This window comes from Streptomyces sp. NBC_00466 (assembly GCF_041433995.1).
Classification (GTDB): Bacteria; Actinomycetota; Actinomycetes; order Streptomycetales; family Streptomycetaceae; genus Streptomyces.
In genome coordinates, this window is the sequence record NZ_CP107896.1 from 3,606,998 (window position 1) to 3,623,016 (window position 16,019).

16 protein-coding genes and 1 pseudogene are annotated in these 16,019 nt (G+C 68.2%); 9 read left to right on the forward strand and 8 right to left on the reverse strand.

The features are described from left to right. From OG210_RS16075 to OG210_RS16095, 5 genes and pseudogenes are all read left to right on the forward strand, one after another. Entirely contained in the window at positions 1–1,062 is a 1,062-nt protein-coding gene (locus tag OG210_RS16075; protein WP_371537211.1) for an AAA family ATPase, read from the forward strand. After that, positions 1,038–1,220: a hypothetical protein gene (locus OG210_RS16080; protein WP_371537215.1), complete on the forward strand. Its 183-nt coding sequence runs from the start codon at positions 1,038–1,040 to the stop codon at positions 1,218–1,220. Before OG210_RS16075 ends, OG210_RS16080 begins: the two co-directional genes overlap by 25 nt. A 10-nt stretch (positions 1,221–1,230) precedes the next feature. Beyond that, positions 1,231–2,475, forward strand: a complete 1,245-nt coding sequence (locus OG210_RS16085) for a TniQ family protein (RefSeq protein WP_371537217.1) — start codon at positions 1,231–1,233, stop codon at positions 2,473–2,475. Between the two features lie 95 nt (positions 2,476–2,570). Further along, positions 2,571–3,749, forward strand: a complete 1,179-nt coding sequence (locus tag OG210_RS16090) for an alpha/beta fold hydrolase (RefSeq protein ID WP_371537220.1) — start codon at positions 2,571–2,573, stop codon at positions 3,747–3,749. Between the two features lie 48 nt (positions 3,750–3,797). Next, positions 3,798–3,917, forward strand: a pseudogene (locus tag OG210_RS16095) (IS481 family transposase); the annotation flags it as partial. 177 nt (positions 3,918–4,094) lie between these two features. Here OG210_RS16095 and OG210_RS16100 read toward each other — a convergent pair. Then, the gene (locus OG210_RS16100) at positions 4,095–4,517 is read right to left on the reverse strand and encodes a hypothetical protein (protein WP_371537223.1); all 423 of its coding nucleotides are present in this window, start codon (positions 4,515–4,517) and stop codon (positions 4,095–4,097) included. A gap of 69 nt (positions 4,518–4,586) precedes the next feature. Here OG210_RS16100 and OG210_RS16105 point away from each other — a divergent pair, with 69 nt between their 5' ends. Beyond that, positions 4,587–5,210, forward strand: a complete 624-nt coding sequence (locus OG210_RS16105; protein ID WP_371537227.1) for a TetR/AcrR family transcriptional regulator — start codon at positions 4,587–4,589, stop codon at positions 5,208–5,210. 7 nt (positions 5,211–5,217) lie between these two features. Here OG210_RS16105 and OG210_RS16110 read toward each other — a convergent pair whose 3' ends face one another. The 4 genes from OG210_RS16110 to OG210_RS16125 are packed head-to-tail and all read right to left on the reverse strand — an operon-like array spanning position 5,218 to position 10,058. Then, entirely contained in the window at positions 5,218–6,168 is a 951-nt protein-coding gene (locus OG210_RS16110; RefSeq protein WP_371537230.1) for a hypothetical protein, read from the reverse strand. Next, on the reverse strand, positions 6,168–7,211 hold the full coding sequence (locus OG210_RS16115) for a TniB family NTP-binding protein (protein ID WP_371537233.1): 1,044 nt from the start codon (positions 7,209–7,211) through the stop codon (positions 6,168–6,170). The genes OG210_RS16110 and OG210_RS16115 overlap by 1 nt, the downstream gene beginning before the upstream one ends. Next, on the reverse strand, positions 7,202–9,316 hold the full coding sequence (locus tag OG210_RS16120; protein WP_371537236.1) for a Mu transposase C-terminal domain-containing protein: 2,115 nt from the start codon (positions 9,314–9,316) through the stop codon (positions 7,202–7,204). The genes OG210_RS16115 and OG210_RS16120 overlap by 10 nt, the downstream gene beginning before the upstream one ends. Continuing rightward, entirely contained in the window at positions 9,282–10,058 is a 777-nt protein-coding gene (locus OG210_RS16125) for a TnsA-like heteromeric transposase endonuclease subunit (RefSeq protein ID WP_371537240.1), read from the reverse strand. The genes OG210_RS16120 and OG210_RS16125 overlap by 35 nt, the downstream gene beginning before the upstream one ends. Before the next feature lie 257 nt (positions 10,059–10,315). Here OG210_RS16125 and OG210_RS16130 point away from each other — a divergent pair, with 257 nt between their 5' ends. The 3 genes from OG210_RS16130 to OG210_RS16140 all read left to right on the forward strand — a co-directional run bounded on the left by OG210_RS16130 (position 10,316) and on the right by OG210_RS16140 (position 12,170). After that, the gene (locus OG210_RS16130) at positions 10,316–10,831 is read left to right on the forward strand and encodes a helix-turn-helix transcriptional regulator (protein WP_328328414.1); all 516 of its coding nucleotides are present in this window, start codon (positions 10,316–10,318) and stop codon (positions 10,829–10,831) included. An 18-nt stretch (positions 10,832–10,849) separates the two neighbouring features. Further along, positions 10,850–11,605 (forward strand): hypothetical protein, encoded by a 756-nt coding sequence (locus OG210_RS16135; RefSeq protein WP_328328412.1) that lies wholly within the window; start codon positions 10,850–10,852, stop codon positions 11,603–11,605. A gap of 214 nt (positions 11,606–11,819) precedes the next feature. Beyond that, positions 11,820–12,170 (forward strand): DUF2516 family protein, encoded by a 351-nt coding sequence (locus OG210_RS16140; protein WP_328328410.1) that lies wholly within the window; start codon positions 11,820–11,822, stop codon positions 12,168–12,170. A 197-nt stretch (positions 12,171–12,367) separates the two neighbouring features. Here the strand turns inward: OG210_RS16140 and OG210_RS16145 are convergent, their stop codons facing one another. The 3 genes from OG210_RS16145 to OG210_RS16155 form a co-directional block, all read right to left on the reverse strand. Beyond that, complete coding sequence (locus OG210_RS16145; RefSeq protein ID WP_328328408.1) at positions 12,368–13,600, reverse strand: fused response regulator/phosphatase; 1,233 nt, start codon at positions 13,598–13,600, stop codon at positions 12,368–12,370. Positions 13,601–13,969: 369 nt separating this feature from the next. Beyond that, on the reverse strand, positions 13,970–15,118 hold the full coding sequence (locus OG210_RS16150) for an NlpC/P60 family protein (protein ID WP_328328406.1): 1,149 nt from the start codon (positions 15,116–15,118) through the stop codon (positions 13,970–13,972). A gap of 157 nt (positions 15,119–15,275) precedes the next feature. Beyond that, the gene (locus tag OG210_RS16155) at positions 15,276–16,004 is read right to left on the reverse strand and encodes a class I SAM-dependent methyltransferase (RefSeq protein WP_328335497.1); all 729 of its coding nucleotides are present in this window, start codon (positions 16,002–16,004) and stop codon (positions 15,276–15,278) included. Positions 16,005–16,019: the final 15 nt, after the last annotated feature.

Here is a 16,019-nt window from a genome sequence, read left to right on the forward strand (position 1 = left end):
ATGGACGACCGCGCCACGAGCGGTGACGGCGAGGCGGGCATCGTCTCGTTCCTGCGGGCCGGACCACCACCGGACCGGCTCAGCTTCGAGGGATGGCAGCGCTGGCGCACGACCCGCAACGCCTTCATCCCGGCTCCCCGGCTGAGCCCGGACCAATACCAGGCCCTGCCCACTCGCCGCCGGGCCCTGCACGATCTGCACCGCACCGCCTCGCACGTCAACCTCGGGCTGCAGGAGACCCCGATGAGCCGCCGGGTCACCACGCTGATGAGATCCCGCATCCAGAACAACGCACTGAACTTCACCCCCGGCACCCGCGACGGCCTGATGATCAGCGGGGGCGGCTACCAGGGCAAGACCGAGACAGCATGCGAGGCCGCAGCGGCCTTCGAAGACTTCTGGCGCGACCTCCACCAGCAGCTCAACCCCAACGCGATCGAGGGGACCCGGGACCTGTTCGTCCCCGTCGCCTACTGCCAGACCCCGGTCAAGGCCACCCCGAAAGGGCTCTGCGAGGCGATCCTCGACTTCTACGGCGCCCCCTACGCCAAGACTCTCCGCGGCCTGATCCGCGGCGTCCGAGCCTCCCTGCACGACCACAACACCACCGTACTGATCCTGGACGACATCACCCGGTTGAAGATGCACCGTGAGGACGACCAGGACACCCTCGACCTCATCCGCGACCTGATGTCGTTCAACGCCACCGTCATCCTCATCGGCGTCGACATCCCCGGCCCGACCCCCGCACGGGCCAGTGGAATCTGCCCGGCGCCCGGCGTGGCCGCAGCGACCAGGCCGCCACCCAGACCGAACGCCGCTTCGACCTGGTCGACCTCGACCCGTTCACCTACGACACCCCCACAGAGATCAACGCCTGGATCGAGCACCTGGCCGGCACCGAGGAACAACTCCGCCTCCTCGGGGCCCGGGACGGCATGCTCACCGACGGCGACATGCCCGAATACCTCTTCCGCCGCACCGGAGGCATCGTCGGTCTGCTGCGGCGACTCGTCCAGGACGGCTGCACCCGCGCCATGGAGACCGGCCAAGAGGAGCTGACCGTCCCTCTCCTCGACGAGATCACCATCAACCTCGGCAACCTTCTCGACCGCGACCCGCAGGCCGGCGAGGTCCCCCTCGTCCCTGCGAAGCCCGCTCCGAAGCGCCGCCAGAAACCCCGCAACACCGTCTTCGACAACAAGGCCGCGGGAAAGTGACGGCTGTCCCATGTCTCCGCTCCGGCCTCTGCCCCGCAGCCTCGCCCCGCTACCGGATGAAAGCCTCGTCGGCTTTCTTCTCCGCCTGGCCCACCACAACAACGTCAGCCCCGGCACGATCGTCCGTCACACCGGGCTGAGCAGCCACCGGACCGGGCTGACCGAACATCTCTCCATCAGTCAGCAGTATCTTCAAACGCCTGAGCAGTCGGCTGAGTTCGTACGCACCACTCGACTCGGTGAGGACGAGGTCGCCAACCTCTTTCTCGCCCCGTTCGGCGCCCGCTACGGACCGCTCGATGCAACGCTGATACGCCGGCCCCGGGGACGGATCCTCCACGGCAACCATGACGTGTTCCGGCGCTGGTCACGGTTCTGCCCCCACTGTCTGACCGGCGACTCCGACATCGAACGCGCACACGGAGGCAGCTGGAAACGCCTCTGGCGGCTCCCGCCGGTCTTCGCCTGCCCCCTCCACCGCTGCCTTCTGCGCCACAACTGCGCCAAGTGCGGTCACCTCGGCATGGAGGTCCAGGGCTTCTCACTCATCCCCAGGATCAAGAACGAGGATCTTCATCCCAACCAATGCCGTGTCGTCACCGAAGGGCGACCGGAGCGCCTCAACGCCCCCATCTGCGGCGCTCGCCACGATCAAGCCCCGGCGCCTGACTGCAGCAAGGACTTCCTGGAGACAGCACTCGCACTGCAGCAGGATCTGATCGGATTTCTTTGCCCCGACGGCCCCCGAGAAGTGGGCAGCGTCGGGTGGATGGTCGACACCAATCAGTACTTCATCGACCTGCACACCGTCGCAGGCCTGATCACCCTGACCTGGCCGGCAGCCCGGAACCTCGCTCTCAGCGACGAACACGCCGAAATCCTTGAGCAAGATGCCTTGGACAGAGAAGAGCGCAGGAGCCGCCGGAACGGGGGAGCGGGAAAGTTCCACCACTTCCACGCGCTGGCCAGCCCATCTGCCGACGCCAGGGCCTACGTCGCAGCGACCGCCATCGCCCACCGGATCTTGAAGGGGACCGACAGCGGCGCCTTGATCGCGCTCGCCCCGGTCTACGCGCACCTTCAGGAAGTCCAAGGGCTCATGAAGACCGCGGGCGACAGAATGCGCAACTCTCCGAGAAACTCCCCGCCGCTGAGGCTCCTCCTCACCCACAGGACTCCCATCACGATCGAGGGAATCCACCAGTACGCGACAGCACGCGACCGCGAGTGGCGACCTGTGCCGCTTGGCGACTAGTTGTGCTGACCGGACAGGTTGATTGAGTTTGTCGAAGCCGCGGTCGGCTGACGATCGCTTGACCTGTACCAAGGTTCAGGGGCGAGGCTTGAGGCATGAGTGAGGCAGATGAGCTGTTTGGTATCGCGGAGGTCTCGGCGTGGATCGGTCTGGAGCCCGACACGTTGCGGTACTTCGAACGTCAGGGGGTTGTACCGTCTCCACGGCGCGACAGTGCGGGGCGTCGCCAATACACGACGGCCGACGTCGAGCTGATCCGCATGCTGGTTCATCTCCGTGAGACGGGGATGCCACTGGCCGATATCGCGCAGTTCACAGGCGCTGACGACAAGGTGGCTGATCCGGCCAGGCTCCGAGTGGAGTTGCTGACGGCTCATCGCCGTCGCGTCCGCGATAGGCGCGAGGAGCTGGACCGTGCGCTCGACGTGATCACTCGGAAGATCGCGGACTTCAGTGATCGGATCACGAGTTCGGTGGACCTTCTCGACCGACCAGACTGCACGATTGCCTTCGGTGTCCAGGGTGAGGGGCCACTGCTGTTCCTCGTCGGGGCGCCGGCTGGGCGGGCCGGTTTCGCAGCGCTGGCGCATGAGCTTGCAGGCCGGTTTACCGTCATCACCCACGATCCGCGTGGTATCGGTGCCAGCCGTGCGGTCCCAGGGATGGCCGCGCCCACGCCCGAGGTCCTTGCCGAGGACCTTGCTGCACTTGTCGACAGGTTCACCGGAGGGCCCGCCCTGTTCGTCGGTACCAGCGGTGGTGCCGTGACGCTGCTGGAGCTGGGCAAGCAGCATCCTGACGTGGTCGGCCGGGCCGTCTTGCATGAGCCGCCCCTTGTGTCCCTCCTGGATGACGCAGACCTGGCTGGCCGAGCCGCAGCAGCGTTCAAAGCTGCAGAGGCTGATCCTCAGCGGGCAGTGCAAGAGTTCTTTGACCTCAGCGGCGCTGCCCACCACACAGGACCAGATCAGACGCCTCCCGCCCATATGGCGCTACCCGAGCTACCGGTCGAGGAACTCGACAAGAACCGCTACTTCCTGGGGCGGATGGCCGGCCCCACGGTCTTCTACGTCCCCGACGTCGAGGCCATCCGTCGCGTTTCGGTGACGCTGTGCGCTGGCTCGCTGAGCCATCACCAGATGGCGCGCCGGGCGACCCAAGCACTCGCTGAACTTCTGGAGCTACCTCTGATCGACATGCCCGGCAACCACCTCGGCGCAAGCGCCGAGCCGGCAGAGTTCGCTCACGTCCTCGGGCTCCTGCTCGAACCCTGAACACATCCCAGTGCCCTCCTGGGCCGAACGGCCCAGGAGGGCACTGCCATGTCGCACCGCAACGCCGCACTGACTCCGCGCCACCGCCTGAAGGTCGCACGACTCGTCGTCGAGGATGGGCGGCCTATCAGCGAGGTTGTCGCTCGGCTCCAGGTTTCCTGGCCTACCGGTCCCTTCACGCGATTGATCAACGTCCCCCGGTCAGTACAACTAGTGACAGATATCGCTGCGAAGTGACAGCTATCGCTGCGAGTCATGTCCTGTCTCGCTGGAGACGAGGCAGTGTGAGTGCCTGACCTGGGATGCCTCAGTTTGAGCGAGACGGGGGCGGGTCGGCTGTCTCGCTCAATCCGAGGCGTCGCGCTGAGTGCCCGAAGTCATCTGCATAGGGGCAGCGGCGATCAGCAGTGCGGCGAACACGATGGGGGCGGCTGTCTGATACCCCATCCAGACTTCACCCCCGGCGCTGCTGCCCTGCCGCGCCATCAGGAGGCCGGTCAGGGCCGCCAGCACCCAGCCACTGTCGTAGGCAATCATGAGCCGCGTGTAGGTGCGCATCGACCGGCTGCGCGTGTATCGGATCTCGATGCCGCCGCCGATCAGCAGAGCCACGCCTGAGACGACCATCAGCCAGGCAGGCGTGCCGAGTAACCGGCCGAGCGGGGCAGCGCAGGCGATGTAGACAGCGGCGAGCAACACCTTGAAGGCGCCATCGGCGATGGCCCCCACCGTCTGGCGGGTCACCCTCGATGCCACGACCTGGGCCATGAGCGTCCTCCTTGAAGCTCGTTCCGGCTGGTTTCATAACGAGATTACGGCAATAATCAAATTATGAGAATGACGAGAGCGGAGGCCAAGGAACGCAACCGCCGCGCCTTGCTGGACGCTGCGTTTCAGATCGTCTCCCGGGACGGATACCGGGCCAAGCTTGACGAGATCGCCGAACGCGCCGACCTGACCACCGGTGCCATCTACTCGCTGTTCGGGAGCAAGAACGGCCTGGTGGTCGCTCTGGTCGCCGACTACCTGCGGCCGTACTACGAGGAGATCGAGCAGGCGGTTCCCGCTGGACTTGATCTGCTGGAAGCGGTCGACGCCTTTGCCCGGTACTACCGGCGCAGTTGTGACGCGCCGGACGCGCTGTCTCGCCTGTCACTCCAGATCACCTTGCTGGACATGGCCCTGCATGACCCAGAGCTGGGGTCCCAGCTCGCCACGTCCATCCGGTCGCAGGAGAACCATCTGATTGCGCTGTTCACCGGAAGGTCGCACAACGGAAGCGTCGTGACGTCGCAACAGGCGCAACGCCTGACCACCGCGCTCAGGGCAGTGTTCGTCGGCCTCAGTCAGGGCGTCCCCCTCGGTCTCGCCCCTGGTGCCGACGAGCAGTACTTCGCCGACGTTGCCCGCGCTCTGGCGTCGGGCATGTCCCTCATCGATCACGATAGGGATGCTTCGTGATGATCAGTCAGGATGAGGTGTCTTCGGGTCCACGGTCGTGAGTCAGGTCTGCGACGGCTTCCACCAAGCCGAAAAGACCGTTGCGGAGCCACGGGAGTGTGATGCCTCGGGGGCGGTGGTCCAGGTGGAAGGCTTGCTCAAACTCGACCTGGGTGGTGCCGGTGAGGTGCGCGACTCTGCGTTCGGTCTCCGGCCGCTGTGCCAGGGAAATGATCAGCTTCGTGAACCTGGCGACCTGGGGATAGTTGGCGGCTCGTTTGAGCCGTGGCGTTCGATGGACGGCGAAGCGGTCCGGGAGAGCCCCGGTGCTGGGTCGGTAGATGCGCTGGAGCACGGCTTCTCTGTCTCGGTGCACCAGTGCCCGATTGTCTACTTCCGTCCAGAACCTTTCGCACCGGTGGTAACACTCAAAAAGAATGGAGGCGCCATGTCGGCGTTCGAGCCGGTCCAGAAGAATCTGGGCCTGCACGATTTCCGGAGCCTGTGACAGGTCGATCTGCTTGGAGTCGTTCGGGTGTCCGTAGCTCAGCCAGCGCTGATGGCGGATGCAGACATTGTCATGGAACCCTCGGATGTAGACGTGGATGGGTTGGCCGTTGCTGCCGGAGCGCCAGGCGCAGAGATCGCAGGCGGGCCGGTGGTTGACGATGAAGGTCTCGGGTGGCGGGACGATGTCGGGAGCGTGGTGCCGCAGTTCTGGCAGTGCCCAGAGCAGGGTGGTGCGGGGCTGGCCGCTGATGAGTTCCAGCCGTTCCAGTTCGTTGAGCGGGCACTGGAGCCAGCGTGACGGGTTGCGCATGGTGCGGAACTCGGTCTGGTTCGCGGCGGCGAGGCGCCGGCGGTAGGAGTTGAGCGTCTCGTTCGCGAACGGGGTGACCGTATGTGGCAGCGGACGGAGCAGGATTGGAGTGAACGGCAGTGAGGTGACGGGAGCAGGACCTCTCTGGCGGCCGGTCATCAGGCTGTCCTGCCGCGTCGGGCTTCGCCCCGGAAGGCCCTTTCACTGGCGTGGTCGACGTGGATGGTGTCGAGCCGGCGGCGGGTGATGCGTTCGCTGCCGTCGAGGATTGCGGAGATCGCGGCGGCGCGGATCAGGTGGGAGAGACTTCCGATCATGCCGCCGGTGCGCTGGTGGAGGTAGGGGTGCAGGCCGGCGAGGGTGTCGGCTGTGTGGTGGTGGAGCCGGAGCGTGGCCTCCATCGTTGCCACCAGCGCCTCCCACTCGGAGTTGAGCGGGAAGGGTCCGGTGTGCAGGAGTGTGCAGCGGCCGGCGATCTGGTCGCCGCGGATACCGGTGAACAGTCCGGAGTGCTCGACGTCGATGCCCGCATAGACGAAGGTCGCTGGCAGGTGCTCCGTGAAGTACTTGAGGTGGTCGGACAGTTCTTCACCGGCAGTAGTCGCCAGGTTCATCAGGTGGATCTCGTCGACCAGGACCAGGTCGGTGCGGGCCTCGATGAGGACCTGGCAGACGGCGCTGGTGATGTCGACGGTGTTGTGTCGGGGAGAGATCGCAGGCAGCCCGAGGAACCGGGCGAACTCGATGGCGAGTTTGCGGGGTGACCCCTTGGGCGGGGCGGTGACGTAGACGACCGGGACCCGCCTGCTGTCGGGGTAGCGCTGCCGTGTCCGCAACTCGTGCAGTCTGCCGAGCTGCCGCAGGGCGGTGGTCTTCCCGGTGGTGCGTTCGCCTGAGATGATCAGACCCCGCCGGGCGCCGTGCTCCCGGCGGTTGAGCAAAGTCAGAAGTCTGCCCTGGTGAGCGACTTCGTCGACCGTGGACGTGCGCACGACTTGCAGTTCGGAGTGGTAGTCGATGCGCCGCTCGTTGTAGGAGTTGCGGACTCGGTCGCCCATCACCTCCCAGTTTCGGGCGGAGGCGAGTTGGAAGGTGGCCGCGTCCCTGTCGACGAAGTGCCGCCACCCGGCCAGTGTGGTCGGTGGCTCGATGCGCTCCTCGTCGGTGGGTGTCATGCCGTCGGCGGAAGGGTTCACCACCATCGCTTCGCCTCCTCGCGGGCGTCGAAGATGCCCAGCGGCACCACCTTGGCCAACTCCTCAGTCTCCTCGGCTTCGTCGGAGTCGTGAGCCGTTTCGTCCGGCGGCTGTTGCTCGCGTCTGGGCGGTTCGGGCCGGGGCCAGGCAGCGGTGCTGGTTGCCCGGGTGCGGGCTGCCGCTTTGCGGTCGCGCCGCTCGTCCGCTCGGGTCTTTCCCTTCTGCCGCCGGACGGGATGGTCGTTGGGGCCGTCGGTCGCCCGGTCCAGCAGTTCGACCGCGGCGCGGGCGACGGCTTCCTCGTCCGGCCTGCGCTGTTCACGTTCGGCCAGTACCTGGTGGGCCCGGTCGAAGATCAGCTCACCCATGGGGACGGGGGAGGTGCGCAGGTGGCGCCAGGTCGCGGTGATCCAGCCGTCTTCGCGGTGGTTGCGTACCCAGACACGGGAGATGTCGTAGGGGTCGTAGTGGACCTCCCAGAGCCTGCCGTCCGGACCGGCTCCCGAGGACTGGCGCCGGTAGGGTCCGAGTGCGCGGGCGTCGTAGGTGCGGTTGTTGATCCGTACCCCGCCAGGTCCGATGACCCGTCGCTCGCGGGGCATGAGCTGGATGTATTCCTCCTGAGCCAGGGCGACCGGCACGTATCCGGCCGCCGAGACCAGCGCGGCGTACTTCTCGTTCGGGCTCAGCGGACGGTCCGGCATCAGCGGTTCCCGTAGACCGTCGTGCGGTCTCGTCTGCCAGACAGCGACGGCCCACTCCTGCAAGAGTTCCTGGAGTTCGTGGATGGACCAGGCCGCTTGCGCGGCAGGGTCCTTGCCCCGCATCTCGGCGCTGCGGCCGGTGTAACCGGCAACGTACTGGGCGAACATCGTCGAGACCGAGCCCAGCGTCCGCTCGATGTGCGGCTTGTCGGTCGGGGTGTCGGGGTGTGCGGGCTGGAACGAGATCCCCAAGTGACGGCAGGCGTTGCGGAAGTTGTCCGAGATGTATGCCTTCCCCCGGTCGCTGACTACCGTCTCCGGGACGATCACCGGCTTCGCGGCGGCCTTGGCCAGCCGCTCGTCCAGCGGCAGTAGCGAGGCGTAGGGCAACACCGACCGAGACATGCGCAGTGCGTCCGACCAGCCGGGCCGCACCGGTTCCGGTGTCATCGCCCGTGCCAGCAGAAGCGCGGCGTCGACCGCTTTCGTCGACGGCCGCAGCACCACTGCCGCCAGGGTTCTCGTCGCCAGGTCCACCAGCCCGGTCAGTTCGCAGCGGTCCACCGTCCCGTCGTCGTGGACGACCAGCACGTCCAGCGGTGTGGAGTCGATCTCCATCACCTCGCCCGGCCGCGCTGCCGCCAGCCGCCCGAACATCCGCTTCGGCTGCTTGCCGAGTGAACGGCGTGTGCGGGCCGAGCCCAGCAGATGCCGTCCCGTCGAGACCGCCTGAAGCAGCCGGTAGAACGCGGCCCGCGACGGCATCGTCACCGTCCCGGCACCGTGCTCGTCCGCCAGCAGCCGTTCGACCTGGCGCCGCAGCACCTGCGCGGACACCGTCGCCTCATCGGTCCGGCTGCCGACGACCTTCTCGATTGCCGCCACGACTCGCGGATCGGCCCGGCCCGTCCCCGTGGCGGGCTTGACCAGCCGCCGGTCCACCAGCCCCGCCACCCCCTCGCGCTCAAAACGGGCGCGCAGCCGCTGGAGCGTGCTCAAGGCCACCTCCTCGCCGGCCCCACGGAGTTCGGTGAGTTTGGCCAACTCCCGCTGGCGCACCGAGCGCACGTCCGGGTCGTACTCGGCCCTCACCGGCGTGCCGGGATCAGCATCCGGGCGGCCGGTCATCAGCTCGGTCAGATGCCGCTGCCACCACCTGACCCGTTCCGCTTCCTCCTCGGGCAGTCCTTCCAGCACCCCTTCTTCCGGCAGCGGCGGGCGGGACGGACCCGTGCCGAGCACGGCGAACCCCTCGGAGGCCAGCAGATGGCCCAGCAGCACGACGCTCGCGGCCTGGGCATCGTCGACCAGCCGCACCGCCGTCCCGTGCAGAGCGACGACGCTGTGCTCACGCCCCTCGTAGCGGACCCGGTCACCCAGAGACAGAAGCCGCGGACGTGCCGACATCGCTCCCCACCTCCCCCGTCGCCACGGGCCCAAGCCTTACCACCGTCGCCGCCGACAACCGCTCGCCGACCAGATCCACAGCCAGCTCCCGGCGCCAGAGCAGATGGAAGAGCACCGGCAGCACGGCGATCGGATCTCCGACCGCCCGGGCCCCGGCAAGCAAGCCCTGCGGCTGGGTGAACGCCTCCTGCAGAGACACCACCACCGGCTCACGCCGCACTCTCGGATGCCGGTAGCCCGAAAGCCAGCGCAGATTCGCCGCCAGTACCGGATCGATCACCCCGACCCGCTCGTAGCCCCAGCCGACCCGGGCGCAGGCCATCGTCGTAGCCGCGAACTTCGCCGCGTCCTCCGGCTTGACCAACTCGTCCGGACGCACGTCCAGCACCACCGCCCTGCCGTCCCGACGACGTACGAAATAGTCCGGCGTGTGCCTGACCCGCTGGCGCCCGCCGCCGTACCGCCACGACAGCCGAAACGGCTGGGAAGCCACCCCGACCACCTCCGGGTCGGCATCCAGCAGCAACAGGTTGCCGAGCTCCACCCACGACTCGTAACCCACCAATTCGGCGCTGGTCGCAGCCCAGTACCAGCCGGAAAAATTGCGCTGCCCCCGGTACGACGGGAACCCTCGAACCTGCCGGACCGCCTCGAAGGGCACAGGCCACACCACCTCAAGCGGCCCGCCATGCGACTCGCCCCGCCTGTCGACGTACTCCAGCCAGAAATCCCCTGCCTCCACCAGCCACCCCCACTCGGTGCTGACCAGCCGTAACGACCGTAGAAGACAGAGCGAACCGATGCCTCGGGTTGATCAAGACACCGCACCGAATGCCCGAGATTGAGCGAGACGTGTGACCAGATGCCTCACAAAGACCGGGACTGCCTCAACTGCACGGAGACGGGACAGTGAAGTCACAGAGGCGGGCAGGAGTGGCATGACACACTTTTGCAAGCGCCTGCTTGCAAAAGTTAGCGACATGAGTGCAGCATGTCCGTATGGCATCACTCAACGTCGGCAATCTCGGTGAGTACCTGCGCGAGCAGCGGCGCACCGCGCAGCTCTCCCTGCGCCAGCTTGCTGACGCGGCCGGGGTGTCGAATCCGTATCTGAGTCAGATCGAGCGCGGCCTGCGCAAGCCCAGCGCGGACATTCTCCAGCAGCTGGCGAAGGCGCTGCGGATCTCCGCGGAGACCCTGTACGTCCAGGCCGGGATCCTTGATGAGCGGGAGCGGGACGAGCTGGAGACGCGCGCCGTCATTCTGGCCGACCCCTCCATATCCGAGCGCCAGAAGCAGGTGCTGCTCCAGATCTACGAGTCCTTCCGCAAGGAGAACGGGCTCGATCCGGATGCGCCCCGCACGGCGGACACCGGCCTGGCGGACGGCAGTGATGCCGCGCAGCCGCCACAGCGCGCAGCGCACGAAGAGCACGAAGAACATCCAGAGCACGAAGTGCAAAAAGAAGTAAGCGAAGAAGTACGCGAAGTACGCGACGACCACGAACAGAACTGATCCGGGAGGACCACAGTCATGGCCATCACCGATGACCTGCGTAAGACCCTCACCGACCCGACCCCCCTCTACTTCGCGGCCGGCACGGCTGACATCGCCGTGCAGCAGGCCAAGAAGGTGCCCGCGCTGCTGGAGAAGTTCCAGGCCGAGGCGCCCGCGCGTATCGACGCGGTGCGCAACACCGACCCCAAGGACGTCCAGGACCGCGTGACCACGCAGGCCAAGGAAGCCCAGGCCTCCGTGACCGCGAAGGTCAACGAGGTGATCGGGGCGTTCGACACCGACCTGAAGAAGCTGGGCGAGACCGCGCAGGACCTGGCGCTGCGCAGTGTGGGCGTGGCCGCGGAGTACGCGGTCCGGGCCCGTGAGACGTACGAGAAGGTCGCCGAGCGCGGCGAGCAGTCCGTACGGCAGTGGCGGGGCGAGGCCGCCGACGACATCGTCGTGTTCGGCACCGTCGTCGAGCCGGACGCCCCGTCCAGGTCGAAGTCGGGGACCAAGACGGCCGGCAAGGCCACGCCCAGGACCGCGCCCAAGTCCAGGACCGAGACCAAGACCGCGCCGAAGCCGGGAGCCAGGACCGAGTCGGCCAGGGCCGAGTCGCGGATCGCTCAGCCGCGGACCGCGGCCAAGCCCGCGTCCGCCTCTTCCTCCGCGCCTGCGGCTGCCCCGAAGTCCGAGGTGAAGGCCGAGGCCAAGCCCGCCGCGGCCAGGAAGAGCGCCACCCCCCGCAGCACGACGGCGAAGAAGAACACGCCGCCGGCCGGGAAGTAGGACCCCAGGGGGACCTCGGGGGCCTCGGGAAGGCCTCGGGGAGACCCTCGGAGACCCTCGGAGGCCCCGGGGAGCAGGGCGACGTCCGTTCGCTTCGGGTGGATTCGGGCGGATTCAGATGGATCGGGCCGGGTCGGGCACTTCCTGGGTGCCCGGCTCGTTCTCCCGGTAGCTTGGCCGTGTTGATGGCCGGTCGAACAGGCGGTGTTGCACAGTGTTGATGCAGGGTTTCGCAGGGTTGATGTCGCTGTTGAGTCTGGCGCTGATCCTCTTCAGTGGCTTCGCGCTGGTGGACGCGGCGATCCGCCGGGAGGACGCGTACCGCGCTGCGAGCAAGCAGACCAAGCCGTTCTGGCTGATCATCCTGGCCATCGCGTTCGTGGTGAACTGGCTGTTCTCGATCTTGTCGTTCCTGCCCGTCATCGGGCTGATCGCGACGATCGTCTACATGGTGGACGTGCGTCCCGCGGTCCGGCAGGTCTCGGGCGGTGGCCGCGGCCACGGCCGCAGAGGCGGCGGCTCCAGCAGCGACGGACCGTACGGCCCGTACAACGGCGGGCGCTAACCGGCCCCGCTGCCCCTCCCGACCACCACCGGCACGATGCACGACGCGCCCCGGACGCCACTGGCATCCGGGGCGCGTCCGTGCGTACGCCTGCTGATCCGGGCGCGTGCCGTCCGGTCGCCTGCTGATCCGTGCCCGTGTCGGCCGGTCGTCTGCTGATCCGGGCGCCTGCTGGCCTGGGCGCCTGCCGGCCCGTCCTACCGGCTCGTACCCTGTCGGCGCTCCAGCAGCAGCACCGCCACGTCGTCGGTCAGCTCGCCGCCGTTCAGGTCGCGGACCTCTGCCACCGCCGCCTCCAGCAGACTCTCGCCGCACAGGCCCGCCGTCAGCTGCCGGTCGATCATCTCGACCATGCCCTCCTGGCCCAGCCGCTGCGTCCCCTGGCCGATCCGGCCCTCGATCAGGCCGTCCGTGTACATCAACAGCTTCCAGGCGCCGCCGAGTTCGACCTGGCGCCGGGGCCAGCAGGCCTGCGGGAGCAGGCCGAGCGCCGGGCCGCCGTCCTCGTGCGGGAGAAGCTCCGCGGTCCCGCCGTCGCGGGAGACCAGCGGGGCGGGATGGCCCGCAAGGCAGAGCCCGGCGGTGCGGCCGTCCGGGGCGATGTCGACCGTGCAGAGCGTGGCGAACAGCTCCTCGCTCTCCCGCTCGTGCTCCAGCACCTGCTGGAGCGTGGAGAGCAGCTGGTCCCCGCACAGTCCGGCGAACGTCAACGCCCGCCAGGCGATGCGTAGTTCCACCCCCAGCGCGGCCTCATCGGGGCCGTGCCCGCAGACATCGCCGATCATCGCGTGCACGGTCCCGTCGGGCGTACGCACCACGTCGTAGAAGTCGCCCCCGAGCAGCGCGCGCGAGCGGCCCGGCCGGTACCGCGCAGCGAAGCGCAGGTCCGAGCCCTCCAGGAGCGGCGTCGGGAGCAGGCCGCGCTCCAGGCGGGCATTCTCCTGGGCGCGCAGCCGGGACTCGGCCAGCTTGTAGTGCGCGGTGTCGGCGCGCTTGCGCTCCACCGCGTACCGGACGGCACGGTTCAGCAGCCGGCCGTCCAGCTCCTCGCGGAGCAGGTAGTCCTGCGCCCCGACCCGGACCGCGTCCGCCGCGCTCTCCACACGGCCGGACGTGGCCAGCGCCAGCACGGCGTGGCCGGGCGCCAGCTTCAGGACATGGCGGAGTACGGACAGCTCGTCGTCCGCGTCCGCTCCAGGCAGTGCCAGGTCGAGCAGGATGCAGTGCACGTCGTCCGTGAGCAGCCGCCCGGCCTCGGTGAGGTTCCGTGCGGTGCGTACGCGTACCCGCGTTCCGGAGGCGTCGAGCAGCTCCGGGACCGTGAAAGTGCCCGCTGGATCGTTCTCGATCACCAGCAGCGTCAGGTCGGTGCTGCCGGTGGAGTCCGGTCCCCTGGTCTGGTGGGGCAGAACGGTCTGACCGTTCTCCATCGCTTCGGTTTCCTTCCCTCCCCCCGAGGGCGCGGTGGAACGCCAGTCGACGCACCACCAGACGGGGACCTTAGCGGTTGGCGGGGCCACAGCGGAATGGCGCCGGAGAAACCTCCAGGGTCATATGCCCTCTCCCGGCCCGCATCCGGCGGTTTGACGGTGTGCTGACCCATGACGAACGTCACTCGCCTGCCAGGCCGGCCAGGGTGACGCACGCCACGGACAGCGGGCAGGGGAGGACGGGGCAGAGCAGGGTGGGGGAGTGGTGTGGAGGAGGGGCGGGACCCGGAGCAGTACGCAGCGGGCGGGACCGGGCAGGACCGCGCGGTGTGTGCCAGGACCGCGTGTTGTGTGCGGCTACTTGTCCGGCTACTTGTCCGGCCGGACCACGCCGAGGATCGGCATCGAGCCCGCACCGCCGATCGTGACGTTCCTGCCGGGCCGCGGCGCGTTCACCATCGCCCCGTCCCCGATGTACATCCCGACATGGGTCGCGTCCGAGAAGTAGATGATCAGGTCCCCGGGGCGCATGTCCTTCACCTGGACGTGCGGCAGCTGCTTCCACTGCTCCTGCGAGGTGCGCGGGATGGGGTTCCCGGCCGCCGCCCACGCCTGGGAGGTCAGCCCGGAGCAGTCGAACGATTTCGGCCCCGTCGCGCCCCACACGTACGGCTTGCCGATCTGGTCCGTGGCGAACTTGACGGCCTTCTTGCCCTCGGCGCTCGCCTTGTTGTTGATCTCCTTGAGGATTCCCGAGCTGAGCCAGGCCGTCTGCGCCTTGAACTCCTGATCTTCCTCAAGCTTCTTGAGCCGTGCGCGTTCCTTCTTGGCCAGGCCCGATTCGAGCTTCTTGGCCGCTTCGATCTTCTGCTGGATGTCCTTCTTCTTCTTGGCCTGCTTCCTGCGGTTGGCATCCAGCTTCTGCCACTGGTCGCTGGCGTCCTGGGTGTACGCCGTCAAGTCCTTCTGGGTCTGGTCCATTTCGGCCAGCAGGTTCTTCTGCGCCTGCTGCCCCGAGCGCAGCCGGTCGGCGCCGTCGAGGAAGCTGTCCGGGTCGCCGCTGAGCATCAGCTGCGCCGCGGGCGGCAGACCGCTGTCCCGGTACTGGGCACGGGCCTCGGCGCCCGCCTGCTTCTTCAGCGCGGTGATCTTCGACTGGCCCTGCACGATGCGCTGGGCGAGCTTCACGATCTCGGACGACTGCTTCTCGGACTGCTCCTTGGCCAGGTTGTACGCGTCCGTGGCGGCCCCGGCCTGGTGGTAGAGGTCGTCGATCTTCTGACGGACGGCTTCGAGGCGCGCGGTACCGGAGTCCGAAGAGCCAGAGCCAGACGCATCAGAGCCCGAAGATCCGGAGCCCGCGGAATCCGAGCCCGCAGAGTCCGAGCCCGGAGAGTCCGAGCCCGGAGACCCGGAGTGCGATGGCCTGGGATCGGCGTACGCGGCGGTCGGCGCGTACAGTACGGTCAGTGCGCAGACCAGCGTGATCGCGGCGGCGGCACTGCGGCGTCGGTTCACGGGCTCCCCCTCCGGAGCTGATTTACCGTCAGTAACTTAGGTGGCTGGCGCGATAGTGCCACGCCCTGCGCGAATGCGACAGAGGCGTACAACAACTCCCCGGCCCCACCCCTGCCCCCGCGTCACTCCCTGCCCGGTCCGACGAGCGAACCCGGGTTCAAGTTCCCGACAGGGGCGCCAGCGCCGCCCAGTTCACGGTGATTTCACCCTGCCGCCACCTGCGGACGTCGTCGGCCAGCGGCCAGTCGGCCGCGAGGGAGCGCACAGCCGTGATCCACCGCTGCCGGGCGCCGAGCGAGGCGTACGGGGCCGCCGCGGCCCAGGCGCGGTCGAAGTCGCGCAGGAAGGCGTGTACTGGTTCGCCGGGTACGTTCCGGTGGATCAGCGCCTTCGGAAGCCGCTCCGCCAGGTCGGACGGCTGGTGCAGCGAGCCGAGCCGGGTCGCGAACGTCACCGTGCGCGGCCCGCCGGGCCCGAGCGCGACCCACACATGCCGCCGTCCGATCTCGTCGCAGGTGCCCTCGACCAGCAGCCCGTCCGGTGCGAGCCGCGCGCACAGCCGCTGCCATACGGCGGCGACCTGCTCCTCGTCGTACTGCCGCAGCACATTGGCCGCCCGGATCAGTGAAGGGCTGCGGCCGTCCACCGGCACCTCGAAGCCGCCGTGCCGGAAGGTCAGCCCCGGCCGTTCGTACGGCTTCGCCGCCGTGACCCGGGACGGCTCGATCTCGATACCGACGACCTCGGCGGCGGGCGCGGCCGTACGCAGCCGCTGGAGCAGTTCCACGGCGGTCCAGGGGGCCGCCCCGTACCCGAGGTCCACCGCGAGAGGGTCGGCGGAGCGCCGCAGGGCGGGCCCGTGCACGGCGGCGATCCAGCGGTCCATGCGGCGCAGCCGGTT

Bases quoted from the DNA above. Each gene is read 5' to 3' on its own strand.
- OG210_RS16075 (WP_371537211.1), top strand. From the start codon at position 1: ATGGACGACCGCGCCACGAGCGGTGACGGCGAGGCGGGCATCGTCTCG.
- OG210_RS16080 (WP_371537215.1), top strand. From the start codon at position 1,038: ATGGAGACCGGCCAAGAGGAGCTGACCGTCCCTCTCCTCGACGAGATC.
- OG210_RS16085 (WP_371537217.1), top strand. From the start codon at position 1,231: ATGTCTCCGCTCCGGCCTCTGCCCCGCAGCCTCGCCCCGCTACCGGAT.
- OG210_RS16090 (WP_371537220.1), top strand. From the start codon at position 2,571: ATGAGTGAGGCAGATGAGCTGTTTGGTATCGCGGAGGTCTCGGCGTGG.
- OG210_RS16100 (WP_371537223.1), bottom strand. From the start codon at position 4,517: ATGGCCCAGGTCGTGGCATCGAGGGTGACCCGCCAGACGGTGGGGGCC.
- OG210_RS16105 (WP_371537227.1), top strand. From the start codon at position 4,587: ATGACGAGAGCGGAGGCCAAGGAACGCAACCGCCGCGCCTTGCTGGAC.
- OG210_RS16110 (WP_371537230.1), bottom strand. From the start codon at position 6,168: ATGACCGGCCGCCAGAGAGGTCCTGCTCCCGTCACCTCACTGCCGTTC.
- OG210_RS16115 (WP_371537233.1), bottom strand. From the start codon at position 7,211: ATGGTGGTGAACCCTTCCGCCGACGGCATGACACCCACCGACGAGGAG.
- OG210_RS16120 (WP_371537236.1), bottom strand. From the start codon at position 9,316: ATGTCGGCACGTCCGCGGCTTCTGTCTCTGGGTGACCGGGTCCGCTAC.
- OG210_RS16130 (WP_328328414.1), top strand. From the start codon at position 10,316: ATGGCATCACTCAACGTCGGCAATCTCGGTGAGTACCTGCGCGAGCAG.
- OG210_RS16135 (WP_328328412.1), top strand. From the start codon at position 10,850: ATGGCCATCACCGATGACCTGCGTAAGACCCTCACCGACCCGACCCCC.
- OG210_RS16145 (WP_328328408.1), bottom strand. From the start codon at position 13,600: ATGGAGAACGGTCAGACCGTTCTGCCCCACCAGACCAGGGGACCGGAC.
- OG210_RS16155 (WP_328335497.1), bottom strand. From the start codon at position 16,004: ATGGACCGCTGGATCGCCGCCGTGCACGGGCCCGCCCTGCGGCGCTCC.